The sequence below is a fragment of the Niallia sp. Kr1 genome (assembly GCF_050389805.1).
Classification (GTDB): Bacteria; Bacillota; Bacilli; order Bacillales; family Cytobacillaceae; genus Bacillus_BD.
Window position 1 is genome coordinate 3,649,967 of record NZ_CP130945.1, and the last position, 19,211, is coordinate 3,669,177.

19 protein-coding genes and 1 riboswitch are annotated in these 19,211 nt (G+C 36.7%); of the genes, 3 read left to right on the top strand and 16 right to left on the bottom strand.

The annotated features are described in order from the left end of the window. The first annotated feature begins 106 nt into the window (after positions 1-106). On the top strand, positions 107-355 hold the full coding sequence (locus Q5760_RS17855) for a 4Fe-4S domain-containing protein (RefSeq protein ID WP_428908967.1): 249 nt from the start codon (positions 107-109) through the stop codon (positions 353-355). 297 nt (positions 356-652) lie between these two features. Here Q5760_RS17855 and Q5760_RS17860 read toward each other — a convergent pair whose 3' ends face one another. The 14 genes from Q5760_RS17860 to Q5760_RS17925 form a co-directional block, all read right to left on the bottom strand. Beyond that, entirely contained in the window at positions 653-1,240 is a 588-nt protein-coding gene (locus Q5760_RS17860) for an ECF transporter S component (RefSeq protein ID WP_428908968.1), read from the bottom strand. 171 nt (positions 1,241-1,411) lie between these two features. Next, a riboswitch (FMN riboswitch) is annotated at positions 1,412-1,547 on the bottom strand. Positions 1,548-2,103: 556 nt separating this feature from the next. Then, entirely contained in the window at positions 2,104-3,882 is a 1,779-nt protein-coding gene (locus Q5760_RS17865) for an ATP-binding protein (RefSeq protein WP_428908969.1), read from the bottom strand. Then, entirely contained in the window at positions 3,879-4,598 is a 720-nt protein-coding gene (locus Q5760_RS17870) for a response regulator (protein WP_428908970.1), read from the bottom strand. The genes Q5760_RS17865 and Q5760_RS17870 overlap by 4 nt, the downstream gene beginning before the upstream one ends. 126 nt (positions 4,599-4,724) lie before the next feature. After that, positions 4,725-5,906, bottom strand: coding sequence for a c-type cytochrome biogenesis protein CcsB (gene ccsB, locus Q5760_RS17875; protein WP_428908971.1), 1,182 nt, complete (start codon positions 5,904-5,906; stop codon positions 4,725-4,727). Between the two features lie 11 nt (positions 5,907-5,917). Next, positions 5,918-7,543: a cytochrome c biogenesis protein ResB gene (resB, locus tag Q5760_RS17880; RefSeq protein ID WP_428908972.1), complete on the bottom strand. Its 1,626-nt coding sequence runs from the start codon at positions 7,541-7,543 to the stop codon at positions 5,918-5,920. A 17-nt stretch (positions 7,544-7,560) separates the two neighbouring features. Continuing rightward, on the bottom strand, positions 7,561-8,082 hold the full coding sequence (gene resA, locus Q5760_RS17885) for a thiol-disulfide oxidoreductase ResA (protein WP_428908973.1): 522 nt from the start codon (positions 8,080-8,082) through the stop codon (positions 7,561-7,563). 161 nt (positions 8,083-8,243) lie between these two features. Continuing rightward, positions 8,244-8,966, bottom strand: coding sequence for a pseudouridine synthase (locus Q5760_RS17890; protein ID WP_428908974.1), 723 nt, complete (start codon positions 8,964-8,966; stop codon positions 8,244-8,246). A gap of 136 nt (positions 8,967-9,102) precedes the next feature. Then, entirely contained in the window at positions 9,103-9,630 is a 528-nt protein-coding gene (locus Q5760_RS17895; protein ID WP_428908975.1) for a spore maturation protein, read from the bottom strand. A 5-nt stretch (positions 9,631-9,635) separates the two neighbouring features. Continuing rightward, positions 9,636-10,229, bottom strand: coding sequence for a nucleoside recognition domain-containing protein (locus tag Q5760_RS17900; RefSeq protein ID WP_428908976.1), 594 nt, complete (start codon positions 10,227-10,229; stop codon positions 9,636-9,638). Then, complete coding sequence (locus Q5760_RS17905) at positions 10,226-11,371, bottom strand: D-alanyl-D-alanine carboxypeptidase family protein (RefSeq protein ID WP_428908977.1); 1,146 nt, start codon at positions 11,369-11,371, stop codon at positions 10,226-10,228. Before Q5760_RS17905 ends, Q5760_RS17900 begins: the two co-directional genes overlap by 4 nt. A 134-nt stretch (positions 11,372-11,505) precedes the next feature. Further along, positions 11,506-12,399 carry a superoxide dismutase gene (locus Q5760_RS17910; RefSeq protein WP_428908978.1) on the bottom strand — a complete coding sequence of 298 codons (894 nt, stop codon included), beginning with the start codon at positions 12,397-12,399 and terminating at the stop codon, positions 11,506-11,508. A gap of 133 nt (positions 12,400-12,532) precedes the next feature. Continuing rightward, a complete protein-coding gene (locus Q5760_RS17915) occupies positions 12,533-13,021 on the bottom strand; it encodes a YpuI family protein (protein WP_428908979.1) in 489 nt (162 codons plus the stop codon). Between the two features lie 346 nt (positions 13,022-13,367). Further along, positions 13,368-13,946: an SMC-Scp complex subunit ScpB gene (scpB, locus tag Q5760_RS17920; RefSeq protein ID WP_428908980.1), complete on the bottom strand. Its 579-nt coding sequence runs from the start codon at positions 13,944-13,946 to the stop codon at positions 13,368-13,370. After that, positions 13,947-14,699: a segregation/condensation protein A gene (locus Q5760_RS17925; RefSeq protein ID WP_428912623.1), complete on the bottom strand. Its 753-nt coding sequence runs from the start codon at positions 14,697-14,699 to the stop codon at positions 13,947-13,949. It abuts the gene before it with no gap. Positions 14,700-14,930: 231 nt separating this feature from the next. On the opposite strand from Q5760_RS17925, the gene Q5760_RS17930 reads away from it, so the two are divergent. After that, complete coding sequence (locus Q5760_RS17930) at positions 14,931-15,455, top strand: DUF309 domain-containing protein (protein WP_428908981.1); 525 nt, start codon at positions 14,931-14,933, stop codon at positions 15,453-15,455. Positions 15,456-15,458: 3 nt separating this feature from the next. Here Q5760_RS17930 and Q5760_RS17935 read toward each other — a convergent pair whose 3' ends face one another. Next, positions 15,459-15,818: a GNAT family N-acetyltransferase gene (locus tag Q5760_RS17935; RefSeq protein WP_428908982.1), complete on the bottom strand. Its 360-nt coding sequence runs from the start codon at positions 15,816-15,818 to the stop codon at positions 15,459-15,461. A 537-nt stretch (positions 15,819-16,355) separates the two neighbouring features. Here Q5760_RS17935 and Q5760_RS17940 point away from each other — a divergent pair. Beyond that, on the top strand, positions 16,356-17,222 hold the full coding sequence (locus tag Q5760_RS17940) for a DUF1002 domain-containing protein (protein WP_428908983.1): 867 nt from the start codon (positions 16,356-16,358) through the stop codon (positions 17,220-17,222). Positions 17,223-17,531: 309 nt separating this feature from the next. On the opposite strand, the gene ltrA is transcribed toward Q5760_RS17940, so the two are convergent. Further along, a complete protein-coding gene (gene ltrA / locus Q5760_RS17945) occupies positions 17,532-18,839 on the bottom strand; it encodes a group II intron reverse transcriptase/maturase (protein WP_428908984.1) in 1,308 nt (435 codons plus the stop codon). Positions 18,840-19,211: the final 372 nt, after the last annotated feature.

A 19,211-nucleotide genomic window follows, 5' to 3' on the forward strand; every position in this document is an offset into this window, starting at 1 on the left:
AAAGTTATCGATACCGTTTTAAAATAGAGATTAAGAAATGAGTTTATCGTTCAAACATCGTAAAAACGATAAAAATAAAGCATATATACTCAGGAGGTTTTTTTCAATGGCAAAATATACAATTGTAGACAAAGAAACTTGCATCGCTTGTGGTGCTTGTGGAGCAGCAGCACCAGATATTTATGATTACGATGATGATGGCATCGCTTTCGTAACATTAGACGAAAACCAAGGAACAGTTGAAATTCCAGATGTTTTAATTGACGACATGATGGATGCATTTGAAGGCTGTCCTACAGATTCAATTAAAATCGCTGAAGAACCATTTGACGGCGACGCTTTAAAATTTGAATAGTCCTTCTTCTAGGAAACTTTAAAATTAAAAAGTCAGGCACAATTGTGCCTGACTTTTTAATTAAAATATTATCTTAGTGGCTCTGTAACACTTAGGTATTTACCGTTTCAGGCACTTCATTTCCCCTCAGCTACGGCTGACCGCCCTGACATTTCACGTTTGAGGTGTTTCGCTTGTATCGCTTCTCCCCAAGAAGTCATCGTACTTCACACTTGAATCAACAATAATCTAAAAAAAACAAACCTTTAATACAGTATATAAAATAAAAAGCACCTAACAGGTGCTTTTTATTTTATATTAATGACTCATTTTGTACGAAGATTGTTGCTTTTGAATCCAAGTTCCCATTTTTGAGAAAAGTAACAGGAACACAAGTGACATCACAATACCTTTGATTATGTTAAAAGGCAATACCCCTGCAACAATATAGGAACGAATTTCCGGACCACTCATTGCTGGCATATTAAGGAAAAATGTATAGGCTGGAAGCAAGACAAAATAATTAAGGACACTCATGATCACAGCCATTAGGAATGATCCGATAATTAAGCCAAAGGTCATGCCTTTTTTGGTTTTAATTTTATTATAAATATAGTAAGTTGGTAAAATAAAGATGATTCCTGATACAAAGTTAGCAAAATGTCCTACTGGAATACCTGTTTCGCTTCCTGTCATAAAGTAATCAAGAATATTCTTTAATAACTCGATAATGATCCCCGCCATCGGACCAAAAACTAATGCTCCAATTAAAGCAGGTAGATCACTAAAATCAATTTTCAAAAAGCTCGGAAATGGTGGTATTGGAAAATTTAAAAGCATTAATACATACGCAATACTACTTAACATTGCAATCGACACCATTACTCTAATTTTGTTTCTTTTCATGTTTCTCTTCTCCTTTACTAGGATCCATCGGTTCCGTAGAAAGAAGGTTTAGCTAGGCAACCTTTTAAACATCCTAAATAAAAAACCCTCAAGATCTTAACTTGAGGGAGAATGTTAGAAGGCAGATTTAATAAACATTCAAACATGTTTATTTTTTGAATGTTGCCAAACCTCCATCTTCTCCCATCCAGACTGTACTGTCGGCTTTGGAATCTCACCAAATCCTGCCTTATAAAAGGCTCACGGGCTTAGAAACCTAAGTTTCAACACCGTCGGTCGGGAATTTCACCCTGCCCCGAAGATAGATCGTATTTGTTTTTATATCTCTATTATACATAAAGGTCCTATTTCTGTGAAGAAGAAAAACTCGAAATGATTTAGTAATAAAATATCTGTACCAATTTCGTAACAGTTTGTCCAAAGATATGTCAAAAGTATCATACTCGCTTATCGATTTTACGCGCGGATTATTATCACGCTTCAAAGCCGATGACCTGTTGCTTTCGGGTAACTCGGACATCTTATCAGTCCTTTGGTCCTGCTCGATAAATTACCTTTAAAAATAAGAATCAGGGCTTAACTATTATTTAGGAGAAGTCCCACAACTTCCTGCTAAATGAAGTTAAATGCCTAAAAATAATAAACTTACACAAAAGCCCATTGCCCCAGCAATTAAAAACCTTCTTATGTAATCTCTCACTTCCATCAAATCCTCCTTATTTAATCTCCCATTTCACACTATGAATGCCTGTCCCAAATTAGAACAAAGTAAAAAACAAATCTGATTCATAAAAAAAAGAAGGATATTCACCCTCCTTTTTTTAAAAGTCATTGTTTCTTGTGAATCAAGATATGTCGGCAAGTTACTGCATATTTCTTGGTAACAAGAAGGAAAATGTCGTACCTTGTCCTTGCTTGCTGTGAACAGTAATAAAGCCATTATGAGCTTCTATAATATTCTTTGCGATAGCCAGTCCAAGACCTGTGCCTGATTTCCCACGTGTTCTCGCCTTATCCGCTTTATAAAACCGTTCAAAAACGAATGGCAGATCCTCATCAGGAATTCCGGCCCCATTATCCTCTACCTCAATTAAGATACCTCTATCATCCCTTCGCTCATGTATGGATACAGTTCCACCATCTCCTGTATGTCGGATTGCATTATCAACTAAATTCGTTAATACTTGCTCGATTCGATCAGAATCAAATGAAAAGAACTGTTCATTACTCTCACGTTTAAACTGTAACGATATATTTTTTTCCTTTGCTAACCCTTGGAACTTCCGATGAATTCGACTTAAAAATGGTTCGAGCTCAACCTCATCGATCGTCAAATTAAAATGACCAGATTCCATTTTTGCTAAATCAAGTAACTCATTAACTAACCGACCCATTCTTAATGATTCATCATAGATTACTTTTGCCATATCTTTTTTCTCTTCATCTGTTTGAGCAATGTCATCTACAATTGCTTCACTGTACCCCTGCATCATCGCAATAGGTGTACGTAATTCATGTGATACATTGGCAATAAAGTCAGATCTCATTTTATCTAGTTTGCGTTCCTCAGTCATATCTCTGACAACTGCAACCGCTCCACGGATGCTTTGATGACTATACAATGGGCTGACAATAATGCCCCAGTAATGTCCCCCTAGAGAGATTTCTCCCATTTGCTCTTTTTCCGTATTTACAGCTTGTTGAAATAATTCCATGACTTTTGTTGGAACCTCTGCAGCAGGATTTTGCTGGTTTCTCTTTTCAGAATACCAATTTTGTAAAAATAATTCAGCTGGTGGATTGGTCATCAAAATCGTCCCATCACGGTTAAATGTAATAACACCATCTGCCATACCACTTAAAATACTAGACAATAACTCTTTTTCTTGACTTAATGCATTCAAATTAAACTTCAATTGCCGCCCCATTTGATTAAAGGCTGTCGCTAGTTCACCGATTTCATCATTTGTTACAATCGGAACCTTTGTATCGAACTTTCCTCTAGCCACTTCAAAAGCCGCTTGTTTCATTTTTCGAAGCGGAGCATTAATTCGAGTAGATAAGAAGAAAGCAAAGAAAGTCGTAAGAATAATCGCAATACCCGCAGCTAACAAAATATATTCTGTTGTTTCACGGGCCATTTCCTCTACTACTTCAACCGATTGATAAATATAGACAGCCCCATTTTGACCATCTTTTCCAGTCAAAGGTACCCCAATAATAATATATTGTAAGGGGCTCTCCCCTGTATGTTGCTCTGAAAATGAAGTAACCACTCTTGTAGGTTCTTGCTTTTCCAAAACTTGCGATAGGCTTTTATCCTCTAAAAAGTAAGATAAAGGAATTTTAAGGGTTTTCCCCTCATAGGGAGCTGTGTAAGATTCAGTAGGACTTAGTACAATGGTCAGACCTGTGACCTGATTGATTAATTCCCAAGAGATTTCTAGTGCACTATCTAATTCATGAGTTTCAAAGATTTCCGCAATTTTTTCCGCTTGTGCTTTTAAGTTCTTTTCATTTTCTGAGGCTGTATAGTTTTGTAAAAACTGCATCGTCATAATCGATACAAAAAACAGTACAAACGAAACAAGTAAAAGGATCGTTGCCCAAAGCTTAACAACTACACTACGCCAAAATTTCATTCATTTATTACCTCAAATTTGTAACCAACACCCCAGACGGTAATAATCATTTTGGCTGCTTGTTCTGATACTTTATTTAACTTTTCACGCAAGCGCTTAACATGTGTATCGACTGTTCTCAAGTCTCCAAAGAATTCATAGTGCCATACTTCTTTTAATAACTGTTCACGATCATATACCTTATCAGGTGATTTAGCTAAGAAGAATAATAACTCATATTCTTTTGGAGTTAAGCTGACTTCCTGACCATCTGCTAACACACGGTGCGCATCATTATCAATCGTTAAATGAGGGAACACAATAACATCCTTTGATTGTGGTTCAGCTTGAACAAATGTTGTGGTTTGTGACGATCGTCTAAGCAATGCTTTGACACGTAATACAACTTCTCTCGGACTAAATGGCTTGACAATGTAATCATCTGTACCCACTTCAAAGCCTTGGACTCGATTTACTTCTTCACCCTTGGCCGTTAACATGATGACTGGTGTCGATTTTTTCTCTCTTAATTCCCTACATACTTCAATTCCATCCTTACCAGGCATCATTAAGTCAAGCAAGATGACATCATAATCATTTGCAAGCGCTTTTGTAAGTGCTTCGTTCCCATCTTCTGCTTCTTCAATTTCATACTCTTCTCTTTCTAAATACATTTTTAATAAACGTCGAATTCTTTCTTCATCATCTACAACTAATATTTTAATATTTTTATCCAAAAGATACCCTCCTAGCACATCTATTGTACAAAAAGGACCGGATTTTTGCTATCCCTTTCCAACTATTTTACCATAAAAAGGCCTTCACAATGATAGGAAGGCCAGCAATCGTTGCGCAAAAACGTATTAAGCATATGAATGAAGCCCAGCAATGACCAAGTTAACGGCTACTAAATTAAACATAATAATCACAAAGCCAATAACGGCTAGCCATGCCGATTTTTCTCCATGCCATCCTTTCGATAGTCTTAAATGTAAGAAGGCTGCATAAAACAACCATGTAATTAAAGCCCAGACTTCTTTTGGATCCCAACCCCAAAACCTTGTCCATGCAATCTGAGCCCAAATCATCGCAAATATTAAGGCCCCTAAAGTAAAGACTGGAAATCCAATTAACACAGCTCGATAACTAATTTCATCTACTAAATTTAAATTTATATTTTTAACAAGCGGCTGCAGAAGCTCCCCTAATCTCTTTCTTGCCAGTATGCGGACGAGTAAATAGAGAATGGTACCCATGAACATAGACCAAATAACTGTGTTTAGTTTTTTTGCATTGATGATCGCAGGCACATCAATAAAAGGTGAGAGTTTGTCGGTTGTTAGTTGTTCCCCTTCATGCGGACCAATCAGGGCTGGCATTGTATATTCAAACTCTGATTCTACTCCATTTTTATCAATCCAGTTGAAGCTTGTCCCATAATTTAATCCTGAAAAGGTGCTAGTAGCTACGATAAAACCAACAACACAAATTAATCCAAACATAATCGTTTCCAACCAAAATGTTTTTTTGCTTTTTTTCGACTGATCGATGGACTTAATTAGGTAAATCAGTCCTGCTGCGAAACTAATCGCTAAAATCGCTTCCCCTAAAGCCGCTGTGATTACATGAATCTGCAGCCAATGACTTTGTAATGCTGGAATAAGTGGAGAAATGTCTCTTGGAAACATGCTAGCATAAGCAATAATTAAAATGGCAACCGGTAGTGTAAACAGACCTAATAGTGAGGTTTTGTACACAAAAAAGATGGCAATAAAGACCCCAACTAAACACATTCCAAAAAAGGTCGTAAACTCAAATAGATTACTGACAGGTGCATGTCCTGCAGCGATCCAGCGCGTTATAAAATAACCTAATTGGGCAAGAAATCCAATAATCGTAATACTGATGGCCAATTTAGACCATTTATTCATTTTCTTCGATTCTTGTGTAGATCTTTTATCTTTAATGGCTCCTCCAAAAAAGAGAGTAGCAACTAAATAGAGTATAAATGCTGTAAATAATAAATTACTACTTAGGCTCGCCAACCTAACTCCCCCTATCCTTGTCTGGCTGTATCTAATTGATCGACTGGTTCGTTTATTCCCGTACCTTCTAACACAAAAGATATTTCCTGATTTAATCCGTACCAATTTTTATTGGTATGCGCTGCGATCCATACTTCATCGTTCTTGCGATAAATCCATATACGTCTGTGATACCAGAATGACCCTTGACAGACTCCAATCATAAAAATAGCTCCACCAAGCGCTAAAATCCATAGAGTTAAATCTTTACGAACAGTAAGACCTGAAACATTTTTCGTTTCAACACCCTTAAAGGTCATTTTGTATTGATTATCACCACTTGGTTCAATCGTTTGCCTGATTGCAACAAAACTAATTTCGCCTTCTGGTTTATCTGGCGTAAACATTTTAAAGATAAAACCCGGATTATTCGGAATCTTTGATTTAGTAGAAGGCTCCCCATCCTCATTAAACTCAAAATCGGGAAAATAACTTAGCATCTCAACTTCATAACCATCTGATAAACGATATTCTGTTTTAGGGTTATTTAAATCAATTGTTAAAGTCCCATACTCTTCAGCACTTTCCTTATGACTTAAAGCAAACGTCATCTTACTTAGTTCATTCAATTTAAATTCCGTTTGGTAAAGAGCATAGTCTTCAAACTTTAATGGTTCGTTTACTTTAATTTCGCCATCCTTTACCTTTTCTAACTCCGGCTCCTCACCTGGAAGGGTGTTTCCTTCCTTCTTATAAAGCGTAACATTGGACTGATAATTTTTGGCGACTGCTCCTGCTCGATCAATGGCTTCTGCAAAAACCTCTCCATCTTTTTCACTATCATAAGTTTCAAGAATAAACTGTTTATTTTCTAAATAATATTCTCCATTTGTTTCTGGGATCAGTTTTGTTTCTCCTTCACGAACCCATAGTACTTTATCAACATACATTCCAGGCACAAATCGAAGCATAGCCCCGATTAAAAAGATGATTAATCCAATATGATTGACATAGGGACCCCATCTTGAAAAACGACCCTTTTCAGCGAGAATATTTCCATTTTCCTCCCGAATACGGTACCGCTTTGTTTTTAATTTTTCTTTCAAACTATGATATTTTTCATCAGTAAGTTCTACTTTTGTCTCACTAAAATAACGTTGTCTTTTCAAAAAACCTTCATTTCTTGTAACTTTTTGTTTTTTCAATGCTCTGTGTAATGGAATAACACGATCCAAGCTACAAATGACTAGGGATACCCCAATTGATGCAATCATTAATAAATACCACCATGAACTGTATAAATTATGAAATCCGAGTTCATAATATAATTGACCGAACCACCCATATTGTTCTCGATAAAATTCTGATGGTGGGATTAGCGGCGGAATATACATTTCTTGCGGCAAAATCGTACCTAAAGCGGATGTAATTAATGTAATAACAATCAAAATAACGCCAATTTTTACAGAAGAGAAAAAATTCCAAATTTTGTCGACAAGCGTCTTGTTATACGTTTGAGAACGTCGGGCACTACCTTCGTATCTCATGTCTACTAATTTTTGATCTTTATCATTCTCATTTAATATATTTCCGCATGCTTCACAAAGAATCGTTCCATGTGGGTTTACATGGCCACATTCGCATTTCACTTCATTCATTGATAACTCCCCTTAAGCTATGGTTGAATTTGCTTCATAAAATCATGGACCATTGCCTCTGTTAACTGACCCGTATGCGACTTAATGACCGTACCGTTTTTATCGATTAAAAAGGTAATCGGCAACGGATTAATTCCATAAGCAGCCTGTACATCTCCTTGATCAATTACAACTGGAAAAGTTAACTTATGCCGTTCTACAAATTGTCGTACAGCAAATTCTGTTTCTCCTACATCCACAGCCAATACTTGTACCCCTTTATCCTTAAAATGCTGGTATTGATTGTCTATATAAGGAAATTCTTCTTCACAAGGCTTACAAAAAGTCCCCCAAAAGTTTAAAAATACCCCTTGCCCTTCATAATCTGATAGTTGATGTTTTTGACCATTTAAATCGACTAATACAAAGTCAGGTGCCATTTCACCAATCGCCACTTTTTGTACTTTATCTTTTGTGAAATTAGCGTACAATGAATAACCAACGGCTAAAACCAACACACTTAAAATTATCGTTCTAATCCATAATCGTCGCTTCTTCATCATGGCCTCTCCCCCCGTGTACCTTATACTCGAATGTTAGATCACCATTAGGATTTCATGATGATCTATCACACGACTTTTTAGAAAATATTTACTATTCCAATATTATATCATTATTAACATCTCTGTATTAGTTTTTTGCTAAAATAATCATAAAATTTCTAATTGCTCTCTGCTAAAAATCGAAGTTGTTTCACTTCATGACCTGTAAGTTCACGCGTCTCCCCTGCTTTTAATCCTCGTAATGTTAAAAAGGCATATCTTTCTCTACGAAGTTTTAATACTGGATGTCCAATGGCCTCAAACATTCTCCTAACTTGACGATTTTTACCTTCATGAATGGTTAATTGGACAATTGCGGTGCCTTTCTTTTTATCGACTGATATCACTTTTGTTCGAGCAGGAGCCGTTTTTCCATCTTCAAGCATCATTCCTTTTTCAAGGGATCTTAAATTTTCTCTAAGCGGAATACCTTTCACTTTGGCAATATATTCTTTTTCGATTTCATTCCGTGGATGCATCAATAAATTGGCAAATTCCCCATCATTCGTTAATAAAAGTAAACCTGATGTATCATAATCAAGACGACCGACTGGATAAATTCGTTCCTTTATCTGTGGAAAAAAATCCATTACGGTTTTACGTCCTTTTTCATCACTTACACTGGAGATCACTCCCCGTGGTTTATAAAAAAGAAAATAAACGGGCTGTTCTTTTTCAAGTGGAACTCCTTCAACCTCTACCCTATCTGTGTTTGAAACTTTAACCCCTAACTCTTTTACCACTTTCCCATTTACCTTCACTTTTCCTTCAAGAATCAATGCTTCTGCTTTCCTTCTTGAAGCAATACCTGCATGCGCAATCACCTTTTGAAGTCTTTCCATCTATTTAGCCACCTCTAATTTAGCTTCCTTATTTGTATCAACTTGAATTATGCCATATTCTAGTCGTTTTTCAAAATAAAAAAAACACGGGAACTATGCTCGATTCAAAAAATCAGAGTACTTGTTCCCGTGTTTTTTACCATACAAGTGAAACAATCACAATCGCAATAATAATACCAAAAAAATCGGCTAGTAATCCTACTTTTAATGCATCCCCCATTTTTTTGATGCCAACTGCACCAAAATAGACAGTCAAGATATAAAAAGTCGTATCTGTACTTCCTTGTAATACAGCAGCTATACGACCAATATAAGAATCCGGTCCATGTGTCGCAATTAAATCACTGGTCATCCCGAGTGCTGCTGTTCCTGATAAGGGGCGAATAATTGAAAGCGGAATAATTTCTGTTGGAATTCCGACGGCTTCCATTAATGGCCTTATTAAATTCATAAAAAAGTCAAGTGCTCCTGACGCGCGAAAGATGGAAATAGCCACTAACATCCCAATCAGAAAAGGAATAATAGAGATGGCTATTTTGATTCCTTCTTTCCCTCCCTCAACAAAACTTTCATACGTCGGTACTCTTTTAAATGTTCCATATAGTAAGATAAACCCAATTAGAACAGGAATAAACCATAAAGAAATAATCGAAACAATTCCCAATCCTATCACCCTTTACGTTTTCGGGATCTTCGATAATAGAATAAGCGATCAATGACGACCGCTACAAAGGCGGATAAACAGGTAGCTATTAATGTCGGACCTACAATATCTGTAGGGGACGTGGCATTATAATTCATTCGTATCGCAATAACAGTTGTCGGAATGAGAGTCACACTGGCTGTATTAATCACGAGGAATGTAATCATTGAACGGCTTGCTTCATTTTTGCCACCATTTAATTCCTTCAGTTGTTCCATTGCTTTTATTCCAAGTGGTGTAGCTGCATTTCCAAGCCCAAATAAATTTGCCATCATATTCGATAAGATATAGCCCATTGCTGGATGTTGATTCGGGACTTCAGGAAAAAGACGTTTGACTAGTGGACGGAAAAGCTTAGAAAGTTTGTCCAGTAATCCAGCGTGTTCAGCGATTTTCATCATTCCAAGCCAAAAAACTAATACACTAATGAGCCCGATACAAAGGGTTACCGCCTCTTGTGCACCTTTAAAAACGGCTTCATTTACTTCCTCCATCGTTCCATTAAACATCGCAAATACGATTCCAATTACGCTTAATAATACCCAAATAATGTTAATCATTCTTGAACACCTAAATGTAGAGATAGCATATTTTTAACATTCTCGAAAAACGATTCTTCTTCCTGTTGTACAGACTGTTTATAATAGAGAGGAACTTCTCTTAACGGTTTATCATCCAAATAAATCGCCGCTTTTCCAACTAGATCTGGTTCATTGTCTTTATCCCGCCATTCTTCTTTTGGCTTTTGTAAGGTGATTTTAATTTGAAATAATTCACGTTCTTTATCTGTGACAGGATAAACAATATCATGATCTACATATACTTTGTTTTTGTAAAAAGGATCATCGATTTTTTTGAGCGTTCCTTCTTTCATGATGGTTACTAATGTATAGTGATTAAAACCATGCTCATACATATTAATATGATCATTCCAATCATCAGGACCATTTAAGGTCACGGCAATTAAATCAAGATTTTCTTTTGAAGCCGTTGTAACAAGCGTTCTTTTTGCTCGTTTTGTGTATCCTGTTTTACCACCTGTTGTATACTCATACAAACCTGTTAATAATCGGTTTTTATTTTTCCAGACACGATCCCAATCCCCAGATGGGTCAGGCGCTCGATGAACTTTAGTTCCTGATATTTTCTTATATGTATCATTTCCCATCGCATATTGGGTAAGTAATGCCATATCATACGCTGTTGAGTAATGATTTTCATGATCATCTAATCCATGAGGGTTTGCAAAATGAGTATTTTCCATTCCGATTTCTTCCGCCTTTTGATTCATTAAAAAAACAAATCCATCCAAACTTCCACCGACATGTTCTGCAATCGCCACAGCAGCATCATTTCCAGAGCGAAGCATGAGACCATACACAAGATCCTCTAGCTTAATCTTCTCACCAGGTTTTAAATATATGGATGAACCTTCTGTGCCGACCGCATTGTTACTTACTTTTACCGTTTCATCTAATTTTCCTGACTCAATTGCCAAAATGGCCGTCATAATTTTCGTGATGCTTGCGATTCTCTTTTTCTGATGAGCATCTTTTTCGTATAAAATCCTGCCTGACTGTTGTTCCATTAAAATAGCACTGCTTGCACTAACCGAGGCAGAGCCTAATGCTTTAAAGGGAGCATACAGTAAGACGGATGAAGTGATTAATGAGAAAATCAATAAGTACCTGAAAAGCTTCATTCGATTATCCCTCTTCTCCTTTATCGGTTTGTACAAGTTTATGCCACACTTGTCCCATTATGACAAAAAGAACTCAATCATCTTTTTAGATACATTGAGTTCTTTTTCTTGTGAAATCCAGTTCGATCCATGGATTAAAATGGTTTCCATTTTATTTGTCTAGCCTTTAAAAAGCGCTCCTCTACATCTTTCCAATTTACAAGATTCCACCAATTATCTACGTATTGAGCTCTATTATTTTTGTATTGCAAATAGTAAGCGTGTTCCCAAACATCCAGGGCGAGCAAAGGAATGGTGTCCCATTGGGTTAGAAGCATATGCCTTTCAGATTGAAGAATTTCTAAGTGACGGGAACGTGGGGACCATACAAGGATTGCCCACCCAACACCTTCAACCGCTTTCGCAGCCTCAGAAAAATGTTTCTTAAAAGCTTCAAAGCTGCCAAAATACTTATCCATTTCTCTTAATAAAATCCGACTCGGTTGCCCTCCGCCATTTGGTCTCATATTATTCCAAAAAATGGTATGCAAATAATGCCCTGAACCATGGAAAGCCAGTTCTCTTGACCAATGTTTTACTAGGGAAAAATCACCGGCTTTTCTTGCCATTTCAAGGTTGGTTTCCGCTTTATTTAAACCATCAACATAGGACTGGTGATGTTTTTGATGATGTAATTTCATAATTTCCTCTGAAATATAAGGCTCTAGAGCGTTGTATTCATAAGGTAATGGGGGTAACTGATGTTTTCCAGCTCCAATATAGGTTTCATTCAGAAAAATAGTTCCATTGCTTTGGCGATTTTTAAAATATTCCTGAATTTCGTGATGAAGCTCCACCGCTTCCTTTTCGATGACTGATAACTCCGCAGTCGTCACATCTTCATCTGTTACCTTTAATAATTGCTCCGAAAAATCGTGTACTCGCAAATAAATATTCTCATCTTCCTCTACTTTTTCAGCTTTTAAAAAGTCAATCACCTCTTCATTCCATTTCACTACATGATTAAGATATTTCTGATTGGCAGTCATCGTTTAGGCCCCCGTTGTCAAATTTTCATCCATTACTATCATATGGATGAAAAACGCGATAATTGCTTGACTACTGAAGAAAGGCGGAACAAAAAAAGCCACCGAAAATTCGATCACTTTTTTGTAGGAATTCTTATTTGGTTTGAAGCATTTTTGTTCTATAGTTTGTTTCGTAATATTCAAGTTCTTCACGAATTTTTTGGAAAGAACTTTCTAAATCTCGGAACACTCTCTTGATCTTTTCGGGTATATCAGCCCTAAATTTAATGGAATGATGACCGGTGTATGCCGAACGACTGTCCTCAAACCATGTGTCACTTTTTGGAGAAAAGAACTCATCAATGCATTGATGGTAGATTCGATATAGACTCTTTTCTGCAGCTTGTTTGGAAAAAGGTTCATTTTTCAGGATGATATTACACGCGTCCAATCCTTCCTCACAAAAGACAAGCAGTCTGCGAAGATTAGAAAGAATGCTTTTATAATAGGCTGGATCAGCTTCTTGTTCTTGCAACAAATCATTTAAAGTGGTAGTGTTTAAAAACGTTTCGAATTCATTTACAGTTGTCTCTAAAAAAGTTTTCACTTCGTTCATTTGAGTTTGCACAAGTGTATTTCCCATGATTTCACCCCTAATCAAATTCGCCCGTCGCATTTACGTGCGGATACTTCTCTTGAGCTCGCTCAAGAAATTTCCTTAAAAAAATCCGAGACATCCGCCGGGGGATTTAACTCCATTCAGCCTGGGCTTGCCCCCCACTGAATTGATAAAAGCTTTCTCGTCACTTATAATCACTAAAGACTTCTGTACCTGTCGTAAGCTTTCGGTACAAAAGCATTTGCTGAAGGAAGTTAAAATTACGCTTCACCCTAACTTTCATTTTTATAATAGTTTGAATTGTGTCTATCTTTTTTTATTTTAACATAGAAACCATAAAAATACCTTTTATTTGAGACTCATCATTAGACTACTCTTCTTCAAACCGATCAAAAAAGAGATCTGCTTCTTCTTGCACATACTCCTCATCAACACTAACTGGTAACGGAGGGAGCTCTTCAATATTTTTTAATCCAAAATAATCAAGAAATTCCTTAGTCGTACCATATAAATACGCTCTACCTGGTCCTTCCGCTCTACCAACCTCTTTAATCAGCGCTTTTGCCGTTAAATTGTGAAGAGCTCTTTCAACTTTGACGCCCCTAATCTCTTCAATTTCAATTCTTGTGATCGGCTGTTTATAAGCAATAATCGCAAGCGTTTCAAGTGCAGCTTGTGATAGGGTAGATGTATTGGGTGATTCAACTAATTTTTTTAAATAAGGAGAGTATTCCTTCTTCGTTACAAGTTGAAAAACACCAGCCAATTGTACAAGGGTAATCCCTCGATTGGCATTCTCATTATACTCTGCCTGCAACTCTTGGATGACCTGCATGGCGATGGTCTCGTCCAATTCAAGTACCTCACAAATTTGTTTCTGCGTTAGACCTTCATCACCAGCAGCAAATAATAAGCTTTCAACAATTCCTTTCCAGTGGATAATCTCCATCTACCTTGCTCCTTCCATAGCAAAAACATATATGTCAGCAAAGTTTTTTTCTTGTTCAATCATTATTTCATTTTGTTTCATAAGTTCCAGTACCGCTAAAAAGGTCACGACGATATGCTCTTTATCATGTGCAGGAAATAGATCAAAGAAATGAGTGCGTCCTTTTATTCCTTTTAAATCATGTAGAATTTCTTGCATCCTTTTTTCAATTGAAATTTCTTGCCGAGTAATTTTCGTTAATAATGGCCTTTGCAGTTTTTTTCTTCTTAGTAGTTTTTGTAGGGCACCAAGCATGTCGTAGAGAGAAACATTTCCGACTGGTTGTTTCTCTATCTGTACTTGTGCAGCATATTCTGTTAAATCACTAGGAGGTTTCGTAAACATTAACCCTCTTTCCTCCTCAAGTGAGCGTAAATCACCAGCAATCTCTTTATACTTGCGATATTCAAGTAACTTTTCCACTAATTCTTCACGGGGGTCTTCTTCAATCTCAATCATCAGTTCATCATCACCATGATTATTATGGTTAGGCAGAAGCATTTTACTCTTAATCTCTAATAATGTCGCAGCCATAACAAGATATTCACTTGCCACGTCAAGCTGCAATTCTTTCATTGTATGAATGAATGTCATATATTGTTCAGTTATTTCAGCAACGGGAATATCATATATATCGATTTCTAAATGATTGATCAAATGAAGGAGCAAATCAAGTGGACCTTCAAAAGCATCAATCTTTACTTTATATTGCATCTTTTCCACCAATACTTTTCCATTAATTGTTGTTCAGTCTTATGTTGAATATCTACTTCTTTTGAAAATAAGCTATAATTAGTATAGTAGATTGATTCAATTTATCCAATAAAATATTTATGAAAACTTCGAAGTACAGAAGTATGGATTTTTTTACGCAGAAAAATGAGAAGCATATTTTTATAAAATACCTAGTAAGGTTAAAAGAGATGAAAAAAGGAGTTTTGAAGAATGAATTTTCCACAGGAATATATCCATTTTTTAGTCCATTTCCATGGGGATCGCGACTATTTTGAATGTCATGAGATATTAGAAGATTATTGGAAAAAGGTAGATAGCGGCAATAAAGAGTCCATATGGGTTGGTCTGATTCAACTAGCGGTGTCCAACTATCATCATAGGCGCGGAAATTTTGCTGGCGCTAAAAGAACACTAGAAAAATCAGCCTACATTCTTTCTAAGAATAAAGAAAAACTTGAAGAACTTGGTATTGAAGCAACAATACTACTTCAAGAAATCGATGATCATCTTGCTCGTATCGATAGCCTCAAGCCCTACAACAGTTATTCATTACCACTTTCTCATGAATTAGTTTCACTGTGTGCCCGACGTTCTAAAGAACTAGGACTAGCTTGGGGTAGTAACAGTAATATGGAAGATCATGACGTCGTCCATCGACATATGAGAAGAGATCGCTCTCCGGTTATAGAAGAAAGACAACAAGCACTAAAGAACAAAAGAAATAGAAGGCAGTGAGGACTACTCTCTACCTTCTTGTATACATTTATTAATAAATGCACTAGTTACCTCAGTAGGCAGGATTTGCTTTTCGGGGTACAAATCCTTTAATGCTTTTACCATACTTGAACCAATACCTTGACCACGGTGGGATGGATTTAGTGAAATATGATAGATCTCAAATGTTTCTTCATTCTTCCATACACCACCAAGTAGACCAATAATATCTTCGCCTACTTTCCATAGAAATAATTGCCAATCCTTTTCAGACTCATACTGCTTAATGGTTTGTTGCAATTTTTTCAAATCTTTTTCACTTGGCATATAAGATAATAAACCCATAGCGATTTTTTCAAAACTTTTTTTATAACGAATAAGCATCATTAATCCCTCTTTTTTAAAAACCAAAAAAACTAGTTTTAGCTTTTTTAAAAAATATTATCAAATTCGCCTGCTGACATTGCACCCAGATTTTATCACACTTCATAACACCACAGCCGCATGACTCGCCTGACTAGGACATCCTGTCCATCGTCGTCGCTTAATTAATTTCTTTTTAAAATCCGAGGCATCTGCCGGAGGCTTAACTTTATTCAGCAGGGTTTTAAACCCTACTCTTTCAGTTTTCCTTTTGTATATACCCAATTGCACCGTTGTAAAGGACTTCCGCTGAATGAAGTTAAACATTATGACCTATTCATTCGTTAGCATCATACTTTTCATGATACATAATTCATGAACATCTTTCAATCTCAAATATATTTCAGGAGGTAGAAATAATATGGACTTCTCTTTCTAGAAAAAATTTAGTATGATGAATTTGTGTAGCTTTTACGGATATTATAACCATATAATGATATTTTTGTAAGTGTGAAATATGGTTAGAAAAGATTCTTTAGAATAGTTTGAGGTGACTAAATGAAATTCTTAAAAAATGTGATCTTATTACTTTGTATGCTGCTTATACTCCCTATACATAGTTATGCTGATGTTGCTGTAGGTGACATGATTATTACTTTAGGAGAAGACTTAACTAAGGAACAAAAGAGTGCCGTCCTTGCAGAAATGAATGCACCCCAAGATGCACAAATTATCACCGTTTCAAACGAAGAGGAGCATAAATATTTAGGGAATTATATTGCAAAATCACTTATTGGAACAAGAGCCATTTCTTCTTCAGCGATTACCATAAGTGAAAAAAATTCAGGACTTGAAGTTGAAACGAAAAATATCAATTGGGTTACAGATGAGATGTACTTAAATGCCCTCATTACCGCTGGTGTAAAAGATGCCGAAATTTATGTCACTGCACCATTTGAAGTTTCTGGAACAGGTGCTTTAACAGGTTTGATCAAGGCCTATGAGGTTTCCGCTGAAAAAACCATTCCAGAGGATGTGAAACAAGCAGCTAATGAAGAATTAGTAAAAACAGCTGAGCTTGGAGATTCCATTGGAGCAGACAATGCTTCCGCTTTGATTGCAAAAGTAAAAGAAGAAATCGCAAAGAATCCACCGAAAACAGAGGCTGATATTAGAGCTCTTATTGAGCAAGCTGCAAAGGAATTAGGAATTACGTTAACAGAAGAACAAATTCAAAGTTTAATTGATCTTTTTAATAAATTAAAGGATTTAAATATAGATTGGAATCAAGTAGGAGAGCAAATTAATATTGCCAAAGATAAAATAACGAATTTCCTTGAAAGTGAAGAAGGACAAGGCTTTTTAGAGAAATTAAAACAATTTTTCATTAGTTTAATCGACGCCATTAAGGCTATGTTCTCCTAGAAGAAAAGCGCAATCTCCTGTTCACCCTAAAGTCTGCACAAGACGAGTCGTCAAGAAGATTTCTATAATCATCTTGACGGCTTGGAAGAAATGTATAGGCGACTGTCCGCATGACAACGCTAGACAAGCTTGTCACGCAGAGCGAGATTGAACAATTCTTTAGGTCTAAAGAGGACTAATAAAACCTTATGACATTGAGAGGATAGGCGCTAGGGCTAGGCAATACGACAAATAGAGTAGGCGCATGAATTATTCATGCGCCTCTCACAGATCCGTACGTGCGGGTCATCGCATACGGCTCCTCCATGATTATCCCCGTTGGGGATGATGTTCATTGTAAATGTCCACAAGAGAAACAAGACCTTTCTTTTTATAAAACCATTTATTTGGGAGGGCTACATTTACGGGTTTACACTTTGAACTTCTCCATGCATACATCCGAAGCTGAGGAAGTTCCCCTTTCCATTTTCTTCTGCGTAACTCCCTATGTAGTTTCCTTATTTTCCTCCAACTTCTTAATTGGACAGACCGTAATCTTCTCCTAATCCATTTATCAAACATAGACATTAGTGACTTCGTGTGCCAATATCCAAAATAATTTCCCCATCCTTCTTTAATCAGATTTTCAATGTTTACCGTTTGATTTCGCTTTGTTATTTCCTTGACCTTACTTTTAAACTTCTTTATAGATTTCTCAGAAGGTTTAATCCAATAAGCTTGTTTAAATTCATAACCCAGAAAAACAAATGATTCATTCATATTATTAACAATCTTAGTCTTCTCAGGATGTACGATTAATCCAAGTTTTTGTTCAAGGATTCGAGTAACTGATTTAAGTACTCTTTCAGCACCTTTTTGTGACTTACAACAAATAACAAAGTCATCCGCATATCTTGTAATGCGATGTCCTCTCTCTGTCATAAGCTCATCCAACGGATGCAAGTAAATGTTCGCAAGCAATGGACTAATGACTCCACCCTGTGGGGTGCCTTTTTCATTTAAATGGAAACTGCCACCTTCCATAATTCCTGCTTGGAGAAAACTTTCAAGTAGTCGAATGACACTTCCATCCACTACTTCTTCTCTAACCAAAGACATAAGTTTGTTGTGTGGAATTGTATCAAAGTATGATTTTAAGTCTGCATCAATTACATACACATAACCATCCATTAAATCCTTTCGAATTTTCTCCAACGCCATATGTGCACTTCGGTTCGGTCGAAAGCCAAAACTGCAATCAAGAAATTTAGCTTCAAATATTGGTTCTATTATTCTACGCACAGAAGCCTGCACTACTCGGTCTCTCACGGTTGGGATACCTAGAGGCCTTTTTGAACCATCAGCCTTTGGAATATATACACGTTTCACAGGTCTCGGCTTGTATGTCTTTTCTTGTAATTCACGTTGAAGGATTTGTACATTATCCTCCACACCAAATTCAAAAGCCTTAATTGTTACTCCATCTATCCCTGCAGCTCCACGATTCCTTTTTACCTCTTTAAAGGCTTCCTCCATGTTAGGCATTGCCCATATTTTATCTATGAGACTATACCATTTCCTCTTTTGTGGGGTCTTTACTCCCTCACGAAAACCTTGTTTGTCTTCTTTTTCGTTCATGTTCCGTTTCTTTCCTTTCAGTCTGATGATTGACTAGCCCAACCTCGGCAATATCAACAGATTCATAAAGTACTACGCCCCATACGGTCTACCCTTCTGTTCGACCCCGATTCTATGGATTTATCCTCTCGGTTTCTGTATGGACATGACGTATTATAAGATAACTCAGTTTCTCTTCCATGGACAGACGGGCTTCGCATAGAGTACATACCTTTTGGGTTATGGCTCCTCTCAATAACTAGGTATTGAGTCACTTACCTTTGCGACCTTTCCAGTAAGTTTATTCACTACTATCCCCTGCTCTGACTTCTCACCACCCATAGCCTTTACTTGTCAATCACTGACTTGTTTAAGGTTTACCATAGTATGTAT

Excerpts from the sequence above, each read along its gene's own strand:
- Q5760_RS17855 (WP_428908967.1), top strand. The coding sequence starts at position 107 with ATGGCAAAATATACAATTGTAGACAAAGAAACTTGCATCGCTTGTGGT.
- Q5760_RS17860 (WP_428908968.1), bottom strand. The coding sequence starts at position 1,240 with ATGAAAAGAAACAAAATTAGAGTAATGGTGTCGATTGCAATGTTAAGT.
- Q5760_RS17865 (WP_428908969.1), bottom strand. The coding sequence starts at position 3,882 with ATGAAATTTTGGCGTAGTGTAGTTGTTAAGCTTTGGGCAACGATCCTT.
- resB (WP_428908972.1), bottom strand. The coding sequence starts at position 7,543 with ATGAATGAAGTGAAATGCGAATGTGGCCATGTAAACCCACATGGAACG.
- resA (WP_428908973.1), bottom strand. The coding sequence starts at position 8,082 with ATGAAGAAGCGACGATTATGGATTAGAACGATAATTTTAAGTGTGTTG.
- Q5760_RS17890 (WP_428908974.1), bottom strand. The coding sequence starts at position 8,966 with ATGGAAAGACTTCAAAAGGTGATTGCGCATGCAGGTATTGCTTCAAGA.
- Q5760_RS17900 (WP_428908976.1), bottom strand. The coding sequence starts at position 10,229 with ATGATTAACATTATTTGGGTATTATTAAGCGTAATTGGAATCGTATTT.
- Q5760_RS17905 (WP_428908977.1), bottom strand. The coding sequence starts at position 11,371 with ATGAAGCTTTTCAGGTACTTATTGATTTTCTCATTAATCACTTCATCC.
- Q5760_RS17910 (WP_428908978.1), bottom strand. The coding sequence starts at position 12,399 with ATGACTGCCAATCAGAAATATCTTAATCATGTAGTGAAATGGAATGAA.
- Q5760_RS17915 (WP_428908979.1), bottom strand. The coding sequence starts at position 13,021 with ATGGGAAATACACTTGTGCAAACTCAAATGAACGAAGTGAAAACTTTT.
- scpB (WP_428908980.1), bottom strand. The coding sequence starts at position 13,946 with ATGGAGATTATCCACTGGAAAGGAATTGTTGAAAGCTTATTATTTGCT.
- Q5760_RS17925 (WP_428912623.1), bottom strand. The coding sequence starts at position 14,699 with ATGCAATATAAAGTAAAGATTGATGCTTTTGAAGGTCCACTTGATTTG.
- Q5760_RS17930 (WP_428908981.1), top strand. The coding sequence starts at position 14,931 with ATGAATTTTCCACAGGAATATATCCATTTTTTAGTCCATTTCCATGGG.
- Q5760_RS17935 (WP_428908982.1), bottom strand. The coding sequence starts at position 15,818 with ATGCTTATTCGTTATAAAAAAAGTTTTGAAAAAATCGCTATGGGTTTA.
- Q5760_RS17940 (WP_428908983.1), top strand. The coding sequence starts at position 16,356 with ATGAAATTCTTAAAAAATGTGATCTTATTACTTTGTATGCTGCTTATA.
- ltrA (WP_428908984.1), bottom strand. The coding sequence starts at position 18,839 with ATGAACGAAAAAGAAGACAAACAAGGTTTTCGTGAGGGAGTAAAGACC.